The organism is Nostoc sp. DSM 114160 (assembly GCF_053470305.1).
In genome coordinates this window covers 608,391-625,502 of record NZ_JBPFGO010000002.1, presented here as the reverse complement: position 1 = coordinate 625,502, position 17,112 = coordinate 608,391, and the positions used below count along the sequence as shown (strand labels likewise).

Annotated in this window: 10 protein-coding genes and 5 pseudogenes; 8 read left to right on the top strand and 7 right to left on the bottom strand. The window is 40.8% G+C overall.

Annotated elements, in window-relative coordinates; all coding sequences use genetic code 11:
- The first annotated feature begins 151 nt into the window (after positions 1-151).
- A complete protein-coding gene (locus NSTCB13_RS19710; RefSeq protein WP_448273555.1) occupies positions 152-649 on the top strand; it encodes a DUF1877 family protein in 498 nt (165 codons plus the stop codon).
- 161 nt (positions 650-810) lie between these two features.
- On the opposite strand, the pseudogene NSTCB13_RS19705 reads toward NSTCB13_RS19710, so the two are convergent.
- Positions 811-3,103, bottom strand: a pseudogene (locus NSTCB13_RS19705) (amylo-alpha-1,6-glucosidase).
- 830 nt (positions 3,104-3,933) lie between these two features.
- Here NSTCB13_RS19705 and NSTCB13_RS19700 point away from each other — a divergent pair.
- From NSTCB13_RS19700 to trpE, 3 genes and pseudogenes are all read left to right on the top strand, one after another.
- A pseudogene (locus NSTCB13_RS19700) lies at positions 3,934-5,945 on the top strand (DICT sensory domain-containing protein).
- 246 nt (positions 5,946-6,191) lie between these two features.
- Positions 6,192-6,617, top strand: coding sequence for a photosystem I reaction center subunit II PsaD (locus NSTCB13_RS19695; protein ID WP_445631130.1), 426 nt, complete (start codon positions 6,192-6,194; stop codon positions 6,615-6,617).
- 94 nt (positions 6,618-6,711) lie between these two features.
- Positions 6,712-8,248, top strand: a pseudogene (trpE, locus tag NSTCB13_RS19690) (anthranilate synthase component I).
- A gap of 498 nt (positions 8,249-8,746) precedes the next feature.
- On the opposite strand, the pseudogene NSTCB13_RS19685 reads toward trpE, so the two are convergent.
- Positions 8,747-8,977 (bottom strand): annotated as a pseudogene (locus tag NSTCB13_RS19685) (hypothetical protein).
- A 69-nt stretch (positions 8,978-9,046) separates the two neighbouring features.
- Positions 9,047-9,238 carry a chlorophyll a/b-binding protein gene (locus tag NSTCB13_RS19680; protein WP_448274191.1) on the bottom strand — a complete coding sequence of 64 codons (192 nt, stop codon included), beginning with the start codon at positions 9,236-9,238 and terminating at the stop codon, positions 9,047-9,049.
- Between the two features lie 774 nt (positions 9,239-10,012).
- Here NSTCB13_RS19680 and NSTCB13_RS19675 point away from each other — a divergent pair.
- The 3 genes from NSTCB13_RS19675 to NSTCB13_RS19665 all read left to right on the top strand — a co-directional run bounded on the left by NSTCB13_RS19675 (position 10,013) and on the right by NSTCB13_RS19665 (position 12,047).
- Positions 10,013-10,975 (top strand): orange carotenoid protein N-terminal domain-containing protein, encoded by a 963-nt coding sequence (locus NSTCB13_RS19675; RefSeq protein ID WP_445631134.1) that lies wholly within the window; start codon positions 10,013-10,015, stop codon positions 10,973-10,975.
- A 30-nt stretch (positions 10,976-11,005) separates the two neighbouring features.
- Positions 11,006-11,161, top strand: coding sequence for a hypothetical protein (locus NSTCB13_RS19670; protein ID WP_448267440.1), 156 nt, complete (start codon positions 11,006-11,008; stop codon positions 11,159-11,161).
- A gap of 193 nt (positions 11,162-11,354) precedes the next feature.
- Positions 11,355-12,047 carry a hypothetical protein gene (locus tag NSTCB13_RS19665; protein WP_448273554.1) on the top strand — a complete coding sequence of 231 codons (693 nt, stop codon included), beginning with the start codon at positions 11,355-11,357 and terminating at the stop codon, positions 12,045-12,047.
- A gap of 418 nt (positions 12,048-12,465) precedes the next feature.
- Here NSTCB13_RS19665 and NSTCB13_RS19660 read toward each other — a convergent pair whose 3' ends face one another.
- Positions 12,466-12,921 carry a nuclear transport factor 2 family protein gene (locus tag NSTCB13_RS19660; protein WP_448267437.1) on the bottom strand — a complete coding sequence of 152 codons (456 nt, stop codon included), beginning with the start codon at positions 12,919-12,921 and terminating at the stop codon, positions 12,466-12,468.
- A gap of 154 nt (positions 12,922-13,075) precedes the next feature.
- On the opposite strand from NSTCB13_RS19660, the gene NSTCB13_RS19655 reads away from it, so the two are divergent.
- The gene (locus tag NSTCB13_RS19655) at positions 13,076-13,663 is read left to right on the top strand and encodes a Uma2 family endonuclease (RefSeq protein WP_445631138.1); all 588 of its coding nucleotides are present in this window, start codon (positions 13,076-13,078) and stop codon (positions 13,661-13,663) included.
- 2 nt (positions 13,664-13,665) lie between these two features.
- On the opposite strand, the gene NSTCB13_RS19650 is transcribed toward NSTCB13_RS19655, so the two are convergent.
- The 3 genes and pseudogenes from NSTCB13_RS19650 to NSTCB13_RS19640 all read right to left on the bottom strand — a co-directional run bounded on the left by NSTCB13_RS19650 (position 13,666) and on the right by NSTCB13_RS19640 (position 16,983).
- Positions 13,666-15,600: a type I restriction enzyme HsdR N-terminal domain-containing protein gene (locus NSTCB13_RS19650; RefSeq protein ID WP_448273553.1), complete on the bottom strand. Its 1,935-nt coding sequence runs from the start codon at positions 15,598-15,600 to the stop codon at positions 13,666-13,668.
- Positions 15,601-15,940: 340 nt separating this feature from the next.
- Positions 15,941-16,345 (bottom strand): ExbD/TolR family protein, encoded by a 405-nt coding sequence (locus NSTCB13_RS19645; RefSeq protein WP_094352241.1) that lies wholly within the window; start codon positions 16,343-16,345, stop codon positions 15,941-15,943.
- Positions 16,329-16,983: pseudogene (locus tag NSTCB13_RS19640) on the bottom strand (MotA/TolQ/ExbB proton channel family protein). The gene NSTCB13_RS19645 and the pseudogene NSTCB13_RS19640 overlap by 17 nt, the downstream one beginning before the upstream one ends.
- Positions 16,984-17,112 lie beyond the last annotated feature (129 nt).

Below are 17,112 nucleotides of genomic sequence, written 5' to 3'. Positions count from 1 at the left end.
GAAACTTCAAACAAATATCCGCACCTTTTTTAGAGATAGCGAAACAAGATTTGTATGTGTTGGACTTGTATCTTCATGCAAAAGAAGCTCTAGAAACCGGAGCAGTTCAACATCTACCTACCTACTTAAAAAAAAAGGAATAAATAATAATTTGGACGCTCTTATTGCTGAAGAGCAATGGAAAATTGGAAGACTAGATATTGATTCATATTGGCACGCAATTCACTACTTGCTAACTGAGGACATATCTCCGTGGGAAGAATGTCAGATACCTTTTATTGTTGCCCGAAAAAAGGAAAACAACCGATTGCTAATCAATGCGGTGATGAGCAGAACCTCAATTGAAGGAACAAAAGGTAGTTTCAAAGATTTCGGCCCTGTAAAATATCTTGTTCCCTCTGAAACTCAGCAAATCTCCGAAGCGCTGCTTCAAATTTCAGAAAAAGAGTTTGCTAGGAGATATGAAGAAGCTTGTGTGCTGAATCCAGATGTTTACAGAACATTATGGGATGAGGAAGTAGATGAATATTGGTATATCTTTCAGTGTATTTCAGATTACTACAGGATAGCTGCTGAAGAAACCAGAGGTATGCTGCTCTACCTCGGTTGTTTTTACGGGGTTGATTTCATGTGGGAAATGCAAGACTAATGCCGCAGGCTAATAATTCGGTTGCAACGGACTGAAAGAAACCCTAGAGTTGATGCAAAAGTTATCTGCGGCTGCTTAATTTTGACATTATGTCACTGAGCAATCGCACTAAATAATAAAATAGGGAGTAGGGAATTAATTTACTACTCCCTACTCTCTTTCTAAGCTTCAATAACTACCCGTAAATTACCGCGTTTTTTCGCAACGCGACAAGCAGTCGTAGTCCCAGAACGCTCGAATTCCAAATCGAGGATAGTGGGGCCGACTCGTAAATTATGAAATGACAGACGATTAATCGATTCTGGCAAAGCGGGGGTCGATGATTCGCAAGCAGTTATTTTGAGCGTCAGGCACCAAGTTGACCATCATTTGTAGTAATTGGAAAACACTACCCGTAGCCCAAGCTTGGGGAGTGCAAGCAACTGGATACTGCACAGGGGCATTATCACCGTTTCGTTCGTAACCACAAAAAAGTTCTGGAGGACGTTGATAGGGTTGCTGCTGAGTCATATCGAATAAACCTTGGAATATTTCTAGGGCTTGATCGATAAGACCGAGCGATCGCAATCCCATTGCAATCAAAGCGTTATCATGGGGCCAAACCGAACCAATGTGATAACCCATCGGATTATAAGCGGGTGACAAACTACTTAGAGTCCGAATGCCCCAACCATTAAACATATCTGGTGCCCGCAACCGTTCTGCGACACTATGAGCTTTTTCGTCTGTGAAAAGTCCCAAATGCAGACAATGACCAGGATTTGAGGTAATACTGTCTACTGGCTTACCTTCTCCATCCAAAGCCAGGGCGCAAAAATCTTGGTCTTCTACCCAAAAATCTTGATTAAACCGAACTTTAAGATTTCTGGCCTCTTCTTGCCAACGATCTGCCAAATCAAGCCGCTTCTTCATCCTAGCTATTTCTGCTAGGCGTATTTTTGCAGCATAGACGTAAGCTTGTACCTCACACAGGGCAATTGGGCCGTTGGCTAATTCTCCCTTACGGTCTACAATACAGTCGCCAGAATCTTTCCAACCTTGGTTAACAAGACCGCGTTTGGATCTACGGAAATAGCTGAGATAAGTGGTTTCTTTGGTATTGCGATCGATCCACTCCATTGCCGCTAGAGCATTGGGCCAAAGTTGCTCTAAGAGTTCTCCATCGTGAGTCCAAGCATAGTGTTCGGCATAGAGCATCAGCCACAAGGGAGTGGCATCAACTGTACCGTAGTAAGGTGTATGGGGAATTTCTTGACAACGAGCCATTTCTCCCAAACGTAACTCGTGCAAAATCTTACCCGGTTCTTCTTCGCGCCATTCGTCGTCAATTTTACCTTGGTATGTCGCCAGTAATATCAGAGTTTCCTTGGCGATTTGCGAGTTTAACATCAGGCTTTGAGAAGCTGTAATCAGCGAATCTCGCCCAAATAATGTCGAAAACCAAGGTACTCCAGCGGAAACAGTCTTATACTTACCAAAAGACTGGCGCAACAAATACATATCTTGTTCAGCCCGCTCAATCACTCGATTGAAGGTACTCTTATCTGAGCTAATGCGAGTAATTTGTTGTACCCAGTGTTGCTCCTCCATCCACTCAGCAGCTTTCGCTTGTCCTAAAGTGGTGGCGGCGCTCACGGTTGAACTGGACTGGTTGTTTCTCAACATATTCACTCGGTAGCCCAGCTTTTGAGTTTCGTGAGAAGCCAACTCTAGCTGCCAAACCGCAGTGTAACCTTTGAAATTGTCTGGTTGGTGATGCTGGAATAAAATTCGGGATTCCATCACTGAACCATCCAAACCTTGATAGGCGAGTGTTAAGGATTCTTCTCTATAGGCAGATGGCTCTTTAGGTACTGGTGCAACACCATCGACGCGATCGGATGTTCCTTCCTCAGTCGTCGGTTCTACTAGGCGTAAAAGCCGACCTCGTTTTTCTCTGTCATAGCCACGGACTTCAAATAAATCAAGAAAATCCGCATCAAAACTAATACTTAGTTCAAAATTTACAGTGGTTGTGCTGTAGTTAGATACTTCTATTTCTTCAAATAATGCTCCATTCAGCACGATTTCTCGGCGAATTCCGATAGTCTCGGCTTTGAGGCGTTCGTCGATTCTGGGGTTGGTACACAAAACTGAGAGTGCAAAACCTTTTTCAGCAGTACTACTGAGGAGTACAGGCGATCGCCCTTCAATTTGCACCTCCAAGCGACTAAGAAATCTCGTATCACAACAAAACAGTCCCATACTGGGATTGCCATCGTTAAGGGAACAGCCAGAAATATTCCCGATAGTATCTGTCACAAAAAATAAATCATCATCTTTAACCGTTAGTGTCGGTTGCGATCTTTCACTCACAACACAAGGCCACTCCGGGATCGGTAATTGTTCGGCAGGAATAAAAGTTTTTCCATCCAGAAAAATTTTTTCTGGGGTGATTAGCGTATCCGGTGTCATTAGACAAAGTTCCGTGTACAGGTCTATATTTTTGTGGTCTTTTGAGTATAAGTCTCTTACCCAAGAGGCAGAATGAAAGAATAAATACCCTTTTGCTTTGAGACAGAGCAACTAAATTTATTTAGGTCGATAAAAGAAAGATTTGTGTCTCGACACGTAGTTTAAACAAAAAACAGCGTATCGTAGAGAGACACAAAATTTTAAATAATCTTTGATATTTGATTAGACTAATTTATGATAATTAATTGATTAAGTTTAATCAACATTAGTGATTAAGTTATGTAAATATCGCAGTCATGATCTTTGGCTAAGAAAATTTATTTAGCAAGCAGAAATCAACGTCGGCAAAGTAGGCAATGTCTACGACGGGCTATTTTACCAACCTATGGACTATAAATCGATCGTCGGTGGTTATAGCAGGAGGCAGGAGGCAGGAGGCAGAAGGCAGGAGGTAAAACTATTACTATTCCTAGCTTTTACGCTTGTCATTATGTCCTAACCTATGTGACTACGGCTATATTAGCGAACACAGTAGTTAAAACCATACAATAATTAATGTTTTAGTACTTATTCCCGAAAAAATTTACCTGTACAAGCAAAAGCATCAGTTAACCTGAATGTATATTGGGCGTAATAGGTTGTCAATCAGTAAATCAAGTGTACCCATGCCCCTTAATTAGTAACAAAGTGTTGCGACTAGCTTTGGCGAAAAGCGCTTTTTAGCGTTCTTTACATATTGCAACTATCTATTTAACTTGAGAGTCCCTTGGAATTTGTACAATGCAGCTGTGACGTGGATCTGATCGAGGTTGAGCGTTTAACAATAATTCATGAGCATTTCGACTTCTGTGCTGAGTGATCTGCTAAAGTCCCTACCCTACTTGCGGCCCCAGCTATATTTTAAGGCTTCACTAACGGCGCTCTCCCACGCGATGGAAGATCAAGTTTTGGCTGCGACTTTAGCGAAACCCCTTGTAATTGCTAGTTTCCAGCGAGAGCGATTCTACCGCCAAGAAGCTCATCGCTACCAGCGACTTGCTTTGCGAAGTAATCAAATATACGTATTATCTGCTCCAGAAACGGATTTTGCCAACAGTTCGGAACACTATGAAAAAGTGGCTTTTGAGGCAACGGATGGCTTAAGTCAGGAGTGGCATTTGGTAGTGATTGCTGACAATTATGCTACTTGTTTGGTTTGCCGAGAAAACCTTGGTTCTCTTGCCAAAAACAACCAACTACCGGAACTAAGCCCTAATTTGGATATAGACACAGCCCGAAGATTTGAGGGAATTTGGACATCAGAAAGGGGAGTTAGCCTGAAAGCCGCCGAATTGTTGTTAAATAGGGTTTTGGTTTACAGACCAGAACTGACAAGTAAAATTCAACAGGCACGTCAGAGGTTTGGCATTGGCGAACCGCGAAACTACTCTGGAACCGAACAGGTAAACGAGTATGCCTGTGACATTGATACAGATCCTTTTGTGCAGCGCTTAGTAACTTATTTGCAAGCTAGTCAGTACAAATTGCACAAAGCTTACCGTTCTATTGCTGCCCAAGCACGAAAAGAGCGATTAGTCAACTCGATTAGTACTGCGATTCGGCGATCGCTCGATCCTCATGAAGTTCTCCAGGTGGCGGCACAAGAATTAGGGCAACACCTAGAAGCTTGTCGCTGTTTAATTTACCGCGCTCAAGCTACAGATAGCCAAGCGATAATTGAACACGAGTTTTTGACCCCTGGTATTTTATCTGTTTGTGGGCAAACCTGGGAGTTAGAGAAAAATTCTCTATTTCGGGACATCGTAGAACTTGGCGAAGGTGTTTGTGTCAGCGATACGCTGAGTGACCCCCCCGCGTTACCAAATCGCCAGGACTTTCTACCATCGCCAAAAAGTTTGCCATTCGTTCTTGGCTGATGGAACCAGTTTTCTATCAGGGGCGATTATTGGGGATTGTGGAGTTACATTACTGCCGAATGCCACCCCACGAGTGCCAACCTGGAGAATTGGATTTGGTAGAAGCGATCGCTACCCAAGTAGGAGCAGCTCTTATCCAAGCGGAAGCTTACGCTAACCTAGAAGAACTTAACCAGCAACTAGAAGCCCTAGACCGCACCCGCAGCAACCTCATAGCCATCACCGGACACGAACTGCGTACTCCCCTATCCACAATTCAAGTGTGCCTAGAAAGTCTCGCTAGTGAGCCGGATATGCCCTTGGAATTGCAGCAGGTGATGCTCAACACCGCTCTTTCCGACTCGGAACGGATGCGAAAACTGGTACAAGATTTCCTTACACTTTCCAACTTGGAAAGCGGCCGGGTGGAATGGCATCCAGAATCCCTCACCTTACAAGAATGCGTGGATTTAGCACTCAGCCGAAATCGCACGCGTTCCTCAACGGAAAAGCCGCCCCAAATCAAGACTCAAATTGCTGAAAACCTACCTTTAGTAAGAGCTGACGGTGATTGGCTAGTCGAGGTACTGGCAAAACTCATAGACAATGCTTTGAAATTTACGCCACCCCAAGGAGAAATCACGATTAAAGCGATTTCCAACAGCCGTCAAATGGTCGAAGTGACTATAGCTGATACTGGACGCGGCATTGAACCAAATCGTTTAGAAGTAGTTTTTGACCGCTTTTATCAAGAAGAGGGATCGCTGCGCCGCACCACCGGCGGAACTGGACTTGGTTTAGCAATTTGCCGTCAAATTGTTAATGGCTGGGGTGGGCAAATTTGGGCAGAGTCAACTGGCAAAGACCAGGGCAGTCAGTTTCACTTCACCATCCCGATTGTTCGGAGTAGCCAAGAGGAAAAGCGGACAAAAGTCAAGAGTAAATAGGCAGGGGGCAGAGGAGCAGGGGGCAGGGGGCAGAGGAGCAGAGGAGCAGAGGAGAAATAATAACTCCTAACTCAGCACTCAGCACTCCTAACTCAGCACTCCTGAAGAGTATGGGGCATTGGTTTTTAACAAATGACAAAGAACTAAGGACAAATGACTAAAAACTGTTACAGTCTATGACGCGATCGCAATATGATCCTGGTTGCGATGTTAGGATTCCCTAAAAACGTTGAGAGAACAGACTTTATGGCAGAAACACTCTCTGGACAAACCCCGCTATTTGCAGGCAGCACTGGTGGCTTGCTTACAAAAGCAGCAGTTGAAGAAAAGTACGCTATCACTTGGACTAGCCCGAAAGAGCAAGTTTTTGAATTGCCTACAGGTGGTGCTGCTGTTATGCGGAAAGGTGAAAACCTGCTGTATATAGCTCGTAAAGAATATGGCATCTTTTTGGGCGGTCAGCAACTTCGTAAACTCAAAATCACAGATTACAAAGTTTACCGGATTTTACCCAACGGAGAAACTACCTTACTTCATCCAGCTGATGGTAACTTCCCTGAAAAGGTAACTGAAGGTCGTGACAAAGTGCGTTATGTAGACCGTCGTATCGGACAAAACCCCAGCCCCTCTAAAGTTAAGTTTAGCGGTGTTACTACCTACGACGCTCCGTAACTAGCTGTTAGTCGCTAATGGGTAATTAGTAATGGGTAATTGGTAAATAAAAACCCATTACCCATTACCAATTACCAATTACTTTTGAAAAATAATGATGTTTCCGGATTTCTCCCAGTTTTCTACCCTAGCGCAACAAGGCAACTTCGTCCCGGTATATCAAGAATGGGTAGCGGACTTAGATACGCCCGTGTCTGCTTGGTATAAAGTCTGTGCGGGTCAGCCTTATAGCTTTTTGTTGGAATCCATCGAAGGTGGGGAAAAACTGGGACGCTATAGTTTAGTGGGCTGCGATCCGGTGTGGGTTTTGGAAGCAAGGGGCGATCGCACGACTCAGAAAAACCGCGATGGTTCGCAGGTGGTTTTTGCTGGCGACCCTTTTACAGCTTTAGCCGAATGTTTAGCACCTTATCACCCAGTAAAATTACCACAGCTACCGCCAGGAATTGGCGGTTTGTTTGGGTTTTGGGGCTATGAATTAATTCAGTGGATTGAGCCGCGTGTGCCCATTTATCCACAAGATGAGCGGAATATCCCTGATGGGTTGTGGATGCAAGTAGACCACTTGTTGATTTTTGATCAGGTGAAGCGGAAAATTTGGGCGATCGCTTATGCTGATTTACGCGACCCGAATGTAGATTTAAAAGCAGCATATCAACAAGCGTGCGATCGCGTCACCCAAATGCTCGAAAAACTATCTCTACCCCTCTCGCCAGAAAAAACTCGATTGGAATGGAATCCGCCAGGGAGCAGAGGAGCAGGGGAGCAGGGGAGCAGGGAGCAGGGAGCAGAGGAGTATAAGAGTAATTTTACCCGCCCTGATTTTTGTGCCAGTGTTGAGAAGGCGAAAGATTACATTAAAGCAGGCGATATTTTCCAAGTAGTAATTTCCCAGCGACTATCAACAACATACACAGGCGACCCTTTTGCCCTTTATCGGTCGCTACGTCAGATAAATCCTTCGCCTTACATGGCTTACTTTAACTTCCAAGATTGGCAAATCATCGGTTCTAGTCCGGAAGTGATGGTGAAAGCCGAAAGCAATTCTGATGGTGGAGTAATAGCAACGGTACGCCCAATTGCTGGGACGCGTCCGCGAGGTAAAACTACTAAGGAAGATGCAGCCTTGGCTGAAGATTTACTCCAAGACCCCCAAGGAAGTTGCCGAACACGTGATGCTTGTGGATTTAGGGCGGAATGATTTGGGGCGTGTTTGTCAAAGTGGTAGCGTCAAAGTCGATGAATTAATGGTAGTTGAGCGCTACTCCCATGTAATGCACATTGTTAGCAATGTTGTGGGTAAATTAGCACTGGGTAAAACAGCATGGGATTTACTAAAAGCTTCCTTCCCAGCAGGTACGGTAAGCGGCGCACCCAAAATTAGGGCGATGGAAATTATCCACGAGCTAGAGTCTAGCCGTCGTGGTGTTTATTCCGGTGTGTATGGGTATTACGATTTTGAAGGACAATTAAATACTGCGATCGCAATTCGCACGATGGTAGTGCAAGATGGTACTGTCAGCGTACAAGCCGGTGCAGGTTTGGTAGCTGATTCTGAGCCAGAGAAAGAATACGAAGAGACGCTGAATAAAGCTAGAGGTCTATTAGAGGCGATTCGTTGTTTGCGTTGAAGTAGTGACTGAAAAAGGGAATAAGGTAAAGGTTAGAGAGTAGAGATTATTTTCTGTAACCTGTCACCTCTCCCCTAACCCCAATCCTTTTTACTACCTGTATGGCTTCTCTCCCATACAATTAATTGCACACTGGTTTTTGTTGCTTAATTGTAAAACTGGGCTTGATATAAGTACAGTAACAGTTCGATCTGCGGTATGAGAATCCAGACCAGACTTTAAAAGTTGATATACCAATACCCTTCTATTTTGAATTACATAGGTTTTACTTTGAACAGCAAGATGTTTGGAAACAATTTGTGCTACTTCTAAGCCCACGTATCCACAATAGCGCGACAAATTGGGAAGCTTTATAAATCCAATCAACATCAAACTTTTTCCAAAGCTAAATAGAGTTTTTTAAACTTATTGAAAATTTAAAAGAAGTCTTGGTATCCAAATCCAAGACCTCTGTTGAAGTTACTACACATTAGAAACGAACAAAATTACTCATCCTAATTAGTTGAAGTAAATCGCCCAAATAATTCCAGTTACTCCTATGGCAATTAAAAGGTTAGTGAAAAATCTGCCGAACTCAATTTCTTGTCTCAGTCCTTTGTCATCTTGACCGACAGTAAAAAACAATCACCAGGCTTGATTTGCATTAATAATCTCAAAGTTGTTGAAGTCAGGTATAAAAACAACGGGTCTAATTAAATCTTTTTTAGGATAATCAAAATCAGTTTTCATAAGTAAGTTTGCCTCTAAATTGCTTTATTCGTCAAGTGAAGAAAATTAAGAAATCTCAAAGTGTCTTCTTCAAAAGCTGGTTAGCCATCCAACCAAACCGTGTCCGGTGATAACTTCCACAGCTATGAGTGAAACAAAAGCAATCATTGCCAAACGCCCATTGAGTTTTTCGGCATATTTTGTGAATCCTATCGGTGGAATTTCATCAACATAAACTTTGGGTTCAAATGCAAATCTGTTGAGTTTACTGCGTTCGTTAATGGTAAAATACTTGCCATTTTTGACTGTTTGTTTTTGCTTTCTGTAAACGAATATTAAATATTGTAAATATTTTTGGCAATTGCTTGACATGAAAATAAAAGTAGTAATAACCGTACTAGATGAGTAGGGTATTTCGGATGTATATGAGAACTAGGCGTGTCTACAGTCGGCTCAATACAGTTCGGTTAAAGCAAGAGACGCGATGAATCGCCGATTATTGTAGAGACGGCGATTCATCGCGTCTTTGTAATGATTTATCGCATCTTTGCGAGCCAAAATTTTCATCAAAAAATCTTAACCGAACCATATTGACGCTTGTGATGCTCGATAGCGCATAGGTTCAGCTAAGGATTATGGAAATCCTATTCACACAAAAGTACTAATTGCATTAAATTAACATCAGTAAAATTTATATTTTTAATAAGTATAAATTATCAGTAGATAGCTGAGAAAGTATTGCTTATTTGTAACGAACTTGTTATCTTTCTTTACATAAAGAAACATAAACACCAGCAATGCGTTAAACCACCGTTAATCAAGGCTTTCTAAATAACTATGCAGTTGAGCCTACAAAGTGCTTTGCCAAGTATCTAAACTCAACGGCAACAGCATCACTATGCCTTTATTAGAGCTATCTATGTCTACAACAGGCTTTCTAGTGATGTAAAAACTACTGAGTGCTTTTATTAACAATTAAACGCATTTTTCATCGGTCTTTGCGCATTTAATTTTTCACATTCGTAGAACTGTAATTTTCTTTTTGGAATTTCTGCTATGTCTTTTACCATCCAGTCGGCTCAAAGTATTTTTCCCGGCACCCTAGTTGCTGATGTTGTTCCAACCGTTGTCGAATCATTCTCTAAGCTCAATGCTGAAGATCAACTAGCATTACTTTGGTTTGCTTATACCGAGATGGGTAGAAGTATTACAGTTGCGGCTCCTGGGGCAGCCAACATGATCCTTGCACAAGGCTTACTCGAACAAATTAAGCAGATGCCTTTTGAGGCTCAAACGCAAGTCATGTACGATTTGGCTAACCGTGCTGACACTCCTCTGTGCCGTTCTTATGCATCCTTCACCGTGAATATCAAGTTGGGCTTTTGGTATCAGTTAGGAGAATGGATGGCTCAGGGAATCGTTGCTCCAATCCCACCAGGTTACAAGCTTTCTTCTAAAGCTGCCAATGTCTTACAAGCCATCCGCAATGCAGATTCGGGTCAACAAATTACCATCCTACGTAATACCGTAATTAGCATGGGATTCGATCCGAATGCTCCTGGTAGTTACAAAAAAGTTTTAGAGCCGGTAGCTCCTCCCACTGCACCAGCATTTCGGACTAAAGTCACCATTGAGGGCATCGACAATCCTACGGTACTTGGCTATATCAACAACATGAATGCCAATGACTTTGATGCTGCGGTTTCTCTGTTTACCTCCGAAGGTGCTTTGCAACCTCCCTTTGAAAGACCAATTGTTGGTCAAGACGCAATTCGTGCTTATATGCGTGAAGAATGTCAGGGATTGAAGATGCTTCCAGAGCGTGGTGTATCTGAGCCTGTGGAAGATGGCTATACCCAAGTTAAAGTTACAGGCAAAGTCCAAACCCCTTGGTTTGGTGCCAGCGTAGGTATGAATATTGCATGGCGCTTTTTGCTAGATCCTCAAGGTAAAATCTTCTTTGTAGCGATTGACTTGTTGGCTTCTCCAAAAGAACTGCTGAACCTAGTACGTAAATAGAGGGCTAGATTAGTTGCTGCTTAAGCGTGGATGAGTGAAGGAGCAATCGCTACCTCACCACGCTTAAGCAAAAAAACTGATAGCGCCTTATTTGGTATCTTCATGTTGCGATCGCTATTGAAAACAACCGATTTTATCAAGGAACGCAGGAGGCAGAGGGCAGGAGCAAAACTGCCCGGTTGTTGAGCGACTTGCCCTGAGCGTAGTCGTTGGCGTGGTCACTGAGCGTAGTCGAAGTGCAGCCTCTCCAAGAGTTGGGAGTCGAAACACTGTTTCCTACCGCGACCAAAGGGAACTCTTTACTTGTTTATATTTAAATAACAATATATCTTTGGATAGAGTAATAATTTATTCATCTACCAAGGGTAATAGATTATCAATGACTTTTTTCAATTCCTCTGAGCCGCTCCTGCGTGAAAAACAGCAAGAGCTAGATTTTCAAGATATTCAAGGTCTAGTCTGTTTCAACTACCAATTTGGAAATTTCATCCTCTTTTCAAAGTTTTATACTCGCGTCGATCAAGCATTTATTCTCTGGGGACTAATTTCATCTGGAATTTTTGTAACCGCACAGTTTCTGCCCATTAGCTGGAGTAGCCAAGCAATTTTGTGGTCAGTGCTTACCTTATTTGGTGCAGTTGGGATGGTAAGTTTAACTTGGTTTTGGGCAACTGTAGAACAGCTACGCTGGGTTGTTTATAGCTGGGCGATTTTAATCTTAATGGGTTTAATCTTGACCGATCTGAGCATTTTTTTGGGATGGGGAGAGGTGTTGATCCGTTTGTGTCCACTGTGGTTAGGATTAAGTGCCATCGGTTACTTTTGCACCGGAGTAGGAATGCGATCGCGCACATTTATTTTGATGGGATTTATTCATTTGCTGGGAATCTTAGTTTTACCGTACTGCGGTGTCATGCAGTTTCTCTCAACGGGGCTAATTATGACCGTTAGTTTACTGGTACTAGCAGAATTACAATGGGATATGCAATCTTCAAGTGATTACAGCCAATTAACACCACAACAAAAGCAGTTTAACCAAGTACAGTCTCAACGGCGTCAAATGACTAGCTAAAGTTATAAAGAATTAAAATCTTGCTTTAGATAAGTTTGTATAAACAATATAGCTATATCTCTAGGCTAGCTAGTGTTTATACTTGGGAGAGAGAGTTTTTCACTCAACTGTTAGCTATTCTATGTTTATGAAAACAGACAGCACTGTATGGGTGTTATGCCGCTGTGGCCCAATATCAAACATCGAAGATGAGCGATGACAGATGTTTGGACAGTGTAAATCAATAAAAATCCTTGACGGTGTGGAGTTTTTGTCGCTTCCTCCACCTTATTATCACTGAAGGGAAGGTGAAATTCTTCATCAGAGCGGTCTAAGGTGATTAACGTCTTGTGTTTTTTACGTTACAAGTTAGTTTTGAAACTCCAATATCCTTGATTCAAAATAAATTAAGGATACTGAAGTTTCAAGACTAATGTAACTATCTGTTAATTGGCGTTTGTGTGTCAAAATACTCACGCCAACGACTAATTTGACTGTCTTTGAAATCTACAACAATTACGTCATCAGCTTGATTACGGCGACCTGTCGCTTTTTCTGTATCTTCGTAGTACCATTCTACTGCTGCCTGATTTGCTCCCATAATAATCCGTTGGATGTCTATTTTAATATCTGAATACTGTTGTTTAAAATTGGCAAGTCCTTCTCGAATTCTTTCTTGTCCCCGCCAGCATTGACCAGGCACGATTAATTCTCCATCAATCGTAAACAATTGTGCAAGAGCATCGACATCTTGAGCGATCCATGCATCTCTAGCTTTTTCTATCAATATCTGCATATCTTGTTGGTTCATAGACTGACTGGCAAATAAAGGTGTGCTAAAAGTTAAGCTAACAAATATAGTTCCTAACACTAGCCATTGAGATAACCAAAGCATCTAGATTTTTCTACCCTCTAAAGTATCGAGCTTATAGAGCCTTAGTAAAATTTAACCAGAAGTTGTTTGCATTGCGATCGCTCTCCATAATCTCTTGGCAGCGATCGCACCCCACACAGCACTACACTAGAAAGTAAGATGCTCAGAATAGCCTATGAACGCCACGACAACCACTTTCCCTTCTACACTCAAATTGAAAATTGACTTAACTGATGAGCAATTTTTCCAGATGTGTCAGAAAAATAGTAATTATAGATTTGAGCGCACAGCATCAGGGGAAATATTAATTATGCCACCTACAGGTAGTGATACTGGCAACCGTAACTTTGATATGGTTGTTGAATTAGGAATCTGGAATAAACAGACTAAATTAGGCAAAGGTTTTGACTCTTCAACTGGTTTCACCCTACCTAATGGCGCAGAACGTTCTCCTGATGTTTCTTGGGTGAAAATTGAGCGATGGAATGCTTTAACCCCAGAACAACAAGAAAAATTTGCCCCAATTTGTCCTGATTTTGTAGTAGAGTTGCGTTCTCGTACTGATTCCTTGAAAGAATTACAAGAGAAAATGCAGGAGTATATCGAAAATGGTACTCAATTAGGCTGGTTAATCGATCGGAAAAACAAGCGAGTGGAAATTTATCGTCCAGGTAAAGATGTAGAAATATTAGACAATCCTACTAGTTTATCAGGAGAAAATGTACTACCTGGGTTTGTGTTAGATTTACAGCAAATTTTGTAATTTTATTGATTAGGATAGATATAGCGCATTTCAAAACGACTTTGTTCCCAAAGTGGAATTAAAGCTTGTTTAGCAGCACTTAACTGAGCTTGTGAAAAAGATATTTTACCATTTTCTATAATCCAAATAAATATCCGAGTGATTAAATCTGCTTTGAAACTATTTTCGTATTCACTATTATTTATTCTTACTACTTGCCGTTCTAAGCAATCTATAGCATATTTAAAAGTTAAGTTTTTCCAGTCTGTGGAATTGCTATAATTTTCTTCTGGTGAATTTTTCCACTCAACTCGCCGCAAATTTCCGAAAATATAGTCTATGCCTATTATGGAAGAATCTGTGTTACGCACTAAATTTGTATAAGCTTGGTAATATGGTTTCAATAGTGAAGCTGCAATATTTTCCACATAGATATGTAGCCAAGATTGGATGTCACGAAGATAAGGTACTAAATCTATAATATTATCAATTTCTTTAATCAGCGCACATTCTCTTGTGTCATTTGTTATTTTTGCTAGCAATTCAGCTTCAGATAATTGAGAATTTTCTGAATAGTAATTAATAACCTTGGGAATATATTTATCTAATAACCACTGTTTGGTATATCTAGCTGTCCAAGTTCCTCGTACTCCAATATCTTGCTGCCACAAGCCAAATTTAGCTATTTCAATAGATTGTAAATTGATATCATTTAGTTCGTAGATTATATTAACTTGATTGCTTGGTAATAAGGATAAATCTCTGTTAAATTTTGGGAAGAAAAATGTATGATCGCGAATTCCTCGACTCACTCTAATTGATATATTTTCTCTATGAAATAGATGCCATTCTGACTTACCTTTCTTATAATCAAATTCCTTAGCGAACTGCTGCATCAACTCCCATAACTTTTGTCTTACAGAAAATAGCATAAAACCGCGAACTTCTGAGAACTTTACAAATTCCAAATCCCATGTTTCTAAAGCATTCTCAAATTCAATTATTGAGTTTTTATATTTTTGGCAAACTTCATCAACACACAAACACAAGTCTATTGCTTCTAACTTTGATACAATGACTGTTATTTGACCCAAATTTACTGTAAAACTATCTTTATCTATCTGTTTTAAAAAACGACGACACCCCCAATCTGGTTGAGTGTGCAATCCCGTCATTAATTGACCTAAAATATCTTGATGATTTAAGTGAATTTTTAAACCTTTAAAAAGAATACTACTGAATTCTATTTGACAATTACCTTCTCCAAAAGCTTTGGGTAAATTACAGGCGATCGCTACTTTTGGTTTAACAACAACTAAGTGGCAGCCTTCTAGTGTAATAGAAGGCTCAAAATCAGATTTTTCTAAAAAATACTGTAAATCTGGATGGCGTATAATTAATTTTTCTATTAAGTTATATTTAGAATATGTCAAAGTATCGTCTGTATTTTTATCGATATTTTTAACTACATCAAAATTGAGTTTATTATAAAACTTGGAGGCAATATCGTTATTTTTAAAAGCATCTATATTTAGATCGAATACTAATTCTTCTTGATTATAATCTAGGCGCTGAAAAACCTTAATTTCATATCCATTGGTGAGAATAAAAAATAGTGTGTTAAAATGATTACTATAAAATTTAGCTTGCTCAATAGCTCTATTTAACTTAGTTGTATGCGGTTCTATCACTTCTACAAAAATGAGTGATGTATCTGTATTTTGTTTCTTAACATCATCTGTGGCAAAATAAATCTGAGCAATTTCTGGATTTTTAGTGTGTATTTCTGATTGATATGTTTTCAAAGAGTATTCACGATGACATCTCTCTGGATAGCAGAGATAGTGAAACATGGGCAAAATCAACTTTTCTTTGATATCATCTTCATTCTGTAAAACACGACGATCAAAACCTTGTATCCATGTAATGAATTTTTTAATTGACTCTGGAATAGTCATCAGATAATCTACCTGCTTGTATAAATTTGCTATGCCTTATTTTGTTCGTGTAATTAGCAATTTATCAAGTCAGTTTGGATTATGTCGTGATTGTAGATACTAGAATGGAACCATTTGGCTGAAACTTAACCTTGGCAAAACTTACACCAATAAAAGTTACTACCGTTAGAATTAAACATCTGGTGAAAATCAGGTAGGCAAAATTAATGAATTGTGTATAACAAGGATTTTGGCCAATGCATAATAAATTGCTGGAGATGTCTATGATACAAAAAGGAGTTAGGAGTCAGAATCTAGAATTTTCCTGACTCTCTGAACTTCTGATGCCTAATATATTTATTTACTCTCTTTGGGTAGCGATCGCTAATTTAGCTCCCGGAACCTGACGTACCCGATCCATTACCGCCACCACCCGGCCATAATCAACTTTTTCATCAGCATTAATAATCACTAATACTTCTGGGTTAGAACCAACTAAAGTCCGCACTTGCGCTGTCAAATCATCAACTGCAATTGGTTTACGGTTCAGGCTAACCTGTTCTTTTTCATCTACCGTAATGGTAATTTTAGTGGGAACTTGCTGTTGTTTAGCTGTGGCGGCCTTCGGTAAATTTACTGGCAAACCTTCCGAACGTGTTAAAAACAAAGTTGACATGATGAAAAATGTCAAAATTGCAAAAATCACGTCAATCATCGGCACGATATTGATCTGTAGTGGAAGTTCTGGTTCATCTGGTAGACGCATAGGTTTTTTCTCCTCGTTCATAGCGACGGCGGTAAAGTAATTCTAGCTGTCCTCCATACTCCTGAATTAGTGCAATTTGCCGTTGGTACAATCCCCGGAAGGTATTGGCAAACATGAGTATGAATATCGCAACGATCAATCCTGATGCTGTTGATACTAGAGCCTCACTAATCCCAGCCGTAACACTTGCCGTTTTACTACCTCCCACGTCACCAAGATTTAGGGAAGCAAAAGAAGCTATCAATCCTAACACAGTGCCGAGAAGACCTAACAGTGGTGCCAGACTAATAATTGTCTCGAAAATGTTTTGGAAACGTTTGAGTACAGGTATCTCAGCTTGCGATTCACTTTCTAAAGCCAAACGAAATTCCTCTGGATTTGGCTCTTCTAATTCTAAAGCCGCCAGAAAAATCCGAGCCAGTGGCAAATCTGCGTTTTTCTGAAGTTTATCCATTGCACCGACAATATTATCGAGACGGTAGAGATTCAAAACGTCTCGCACCACCCGGTTTTGACGCTTATTGATCCTTACCCAAAACCTGATCCGCTCAACGATCAGCGCCACACCCAATACCGAAAACGCCAACAGGGGCCACATGACCCACACCGCCTGCTGCAAACAAATTCTGAATTCCCATGTAGTGCCTCTATAACGTCGTCCACAATACAAAATCAGACTACCAGAATCTAGAGAAAAGCTGAAACTTTTTCTCAATAAAATATAAAATATAATGATAATTTTTTCAAATGTAATGCTGATGATTTTT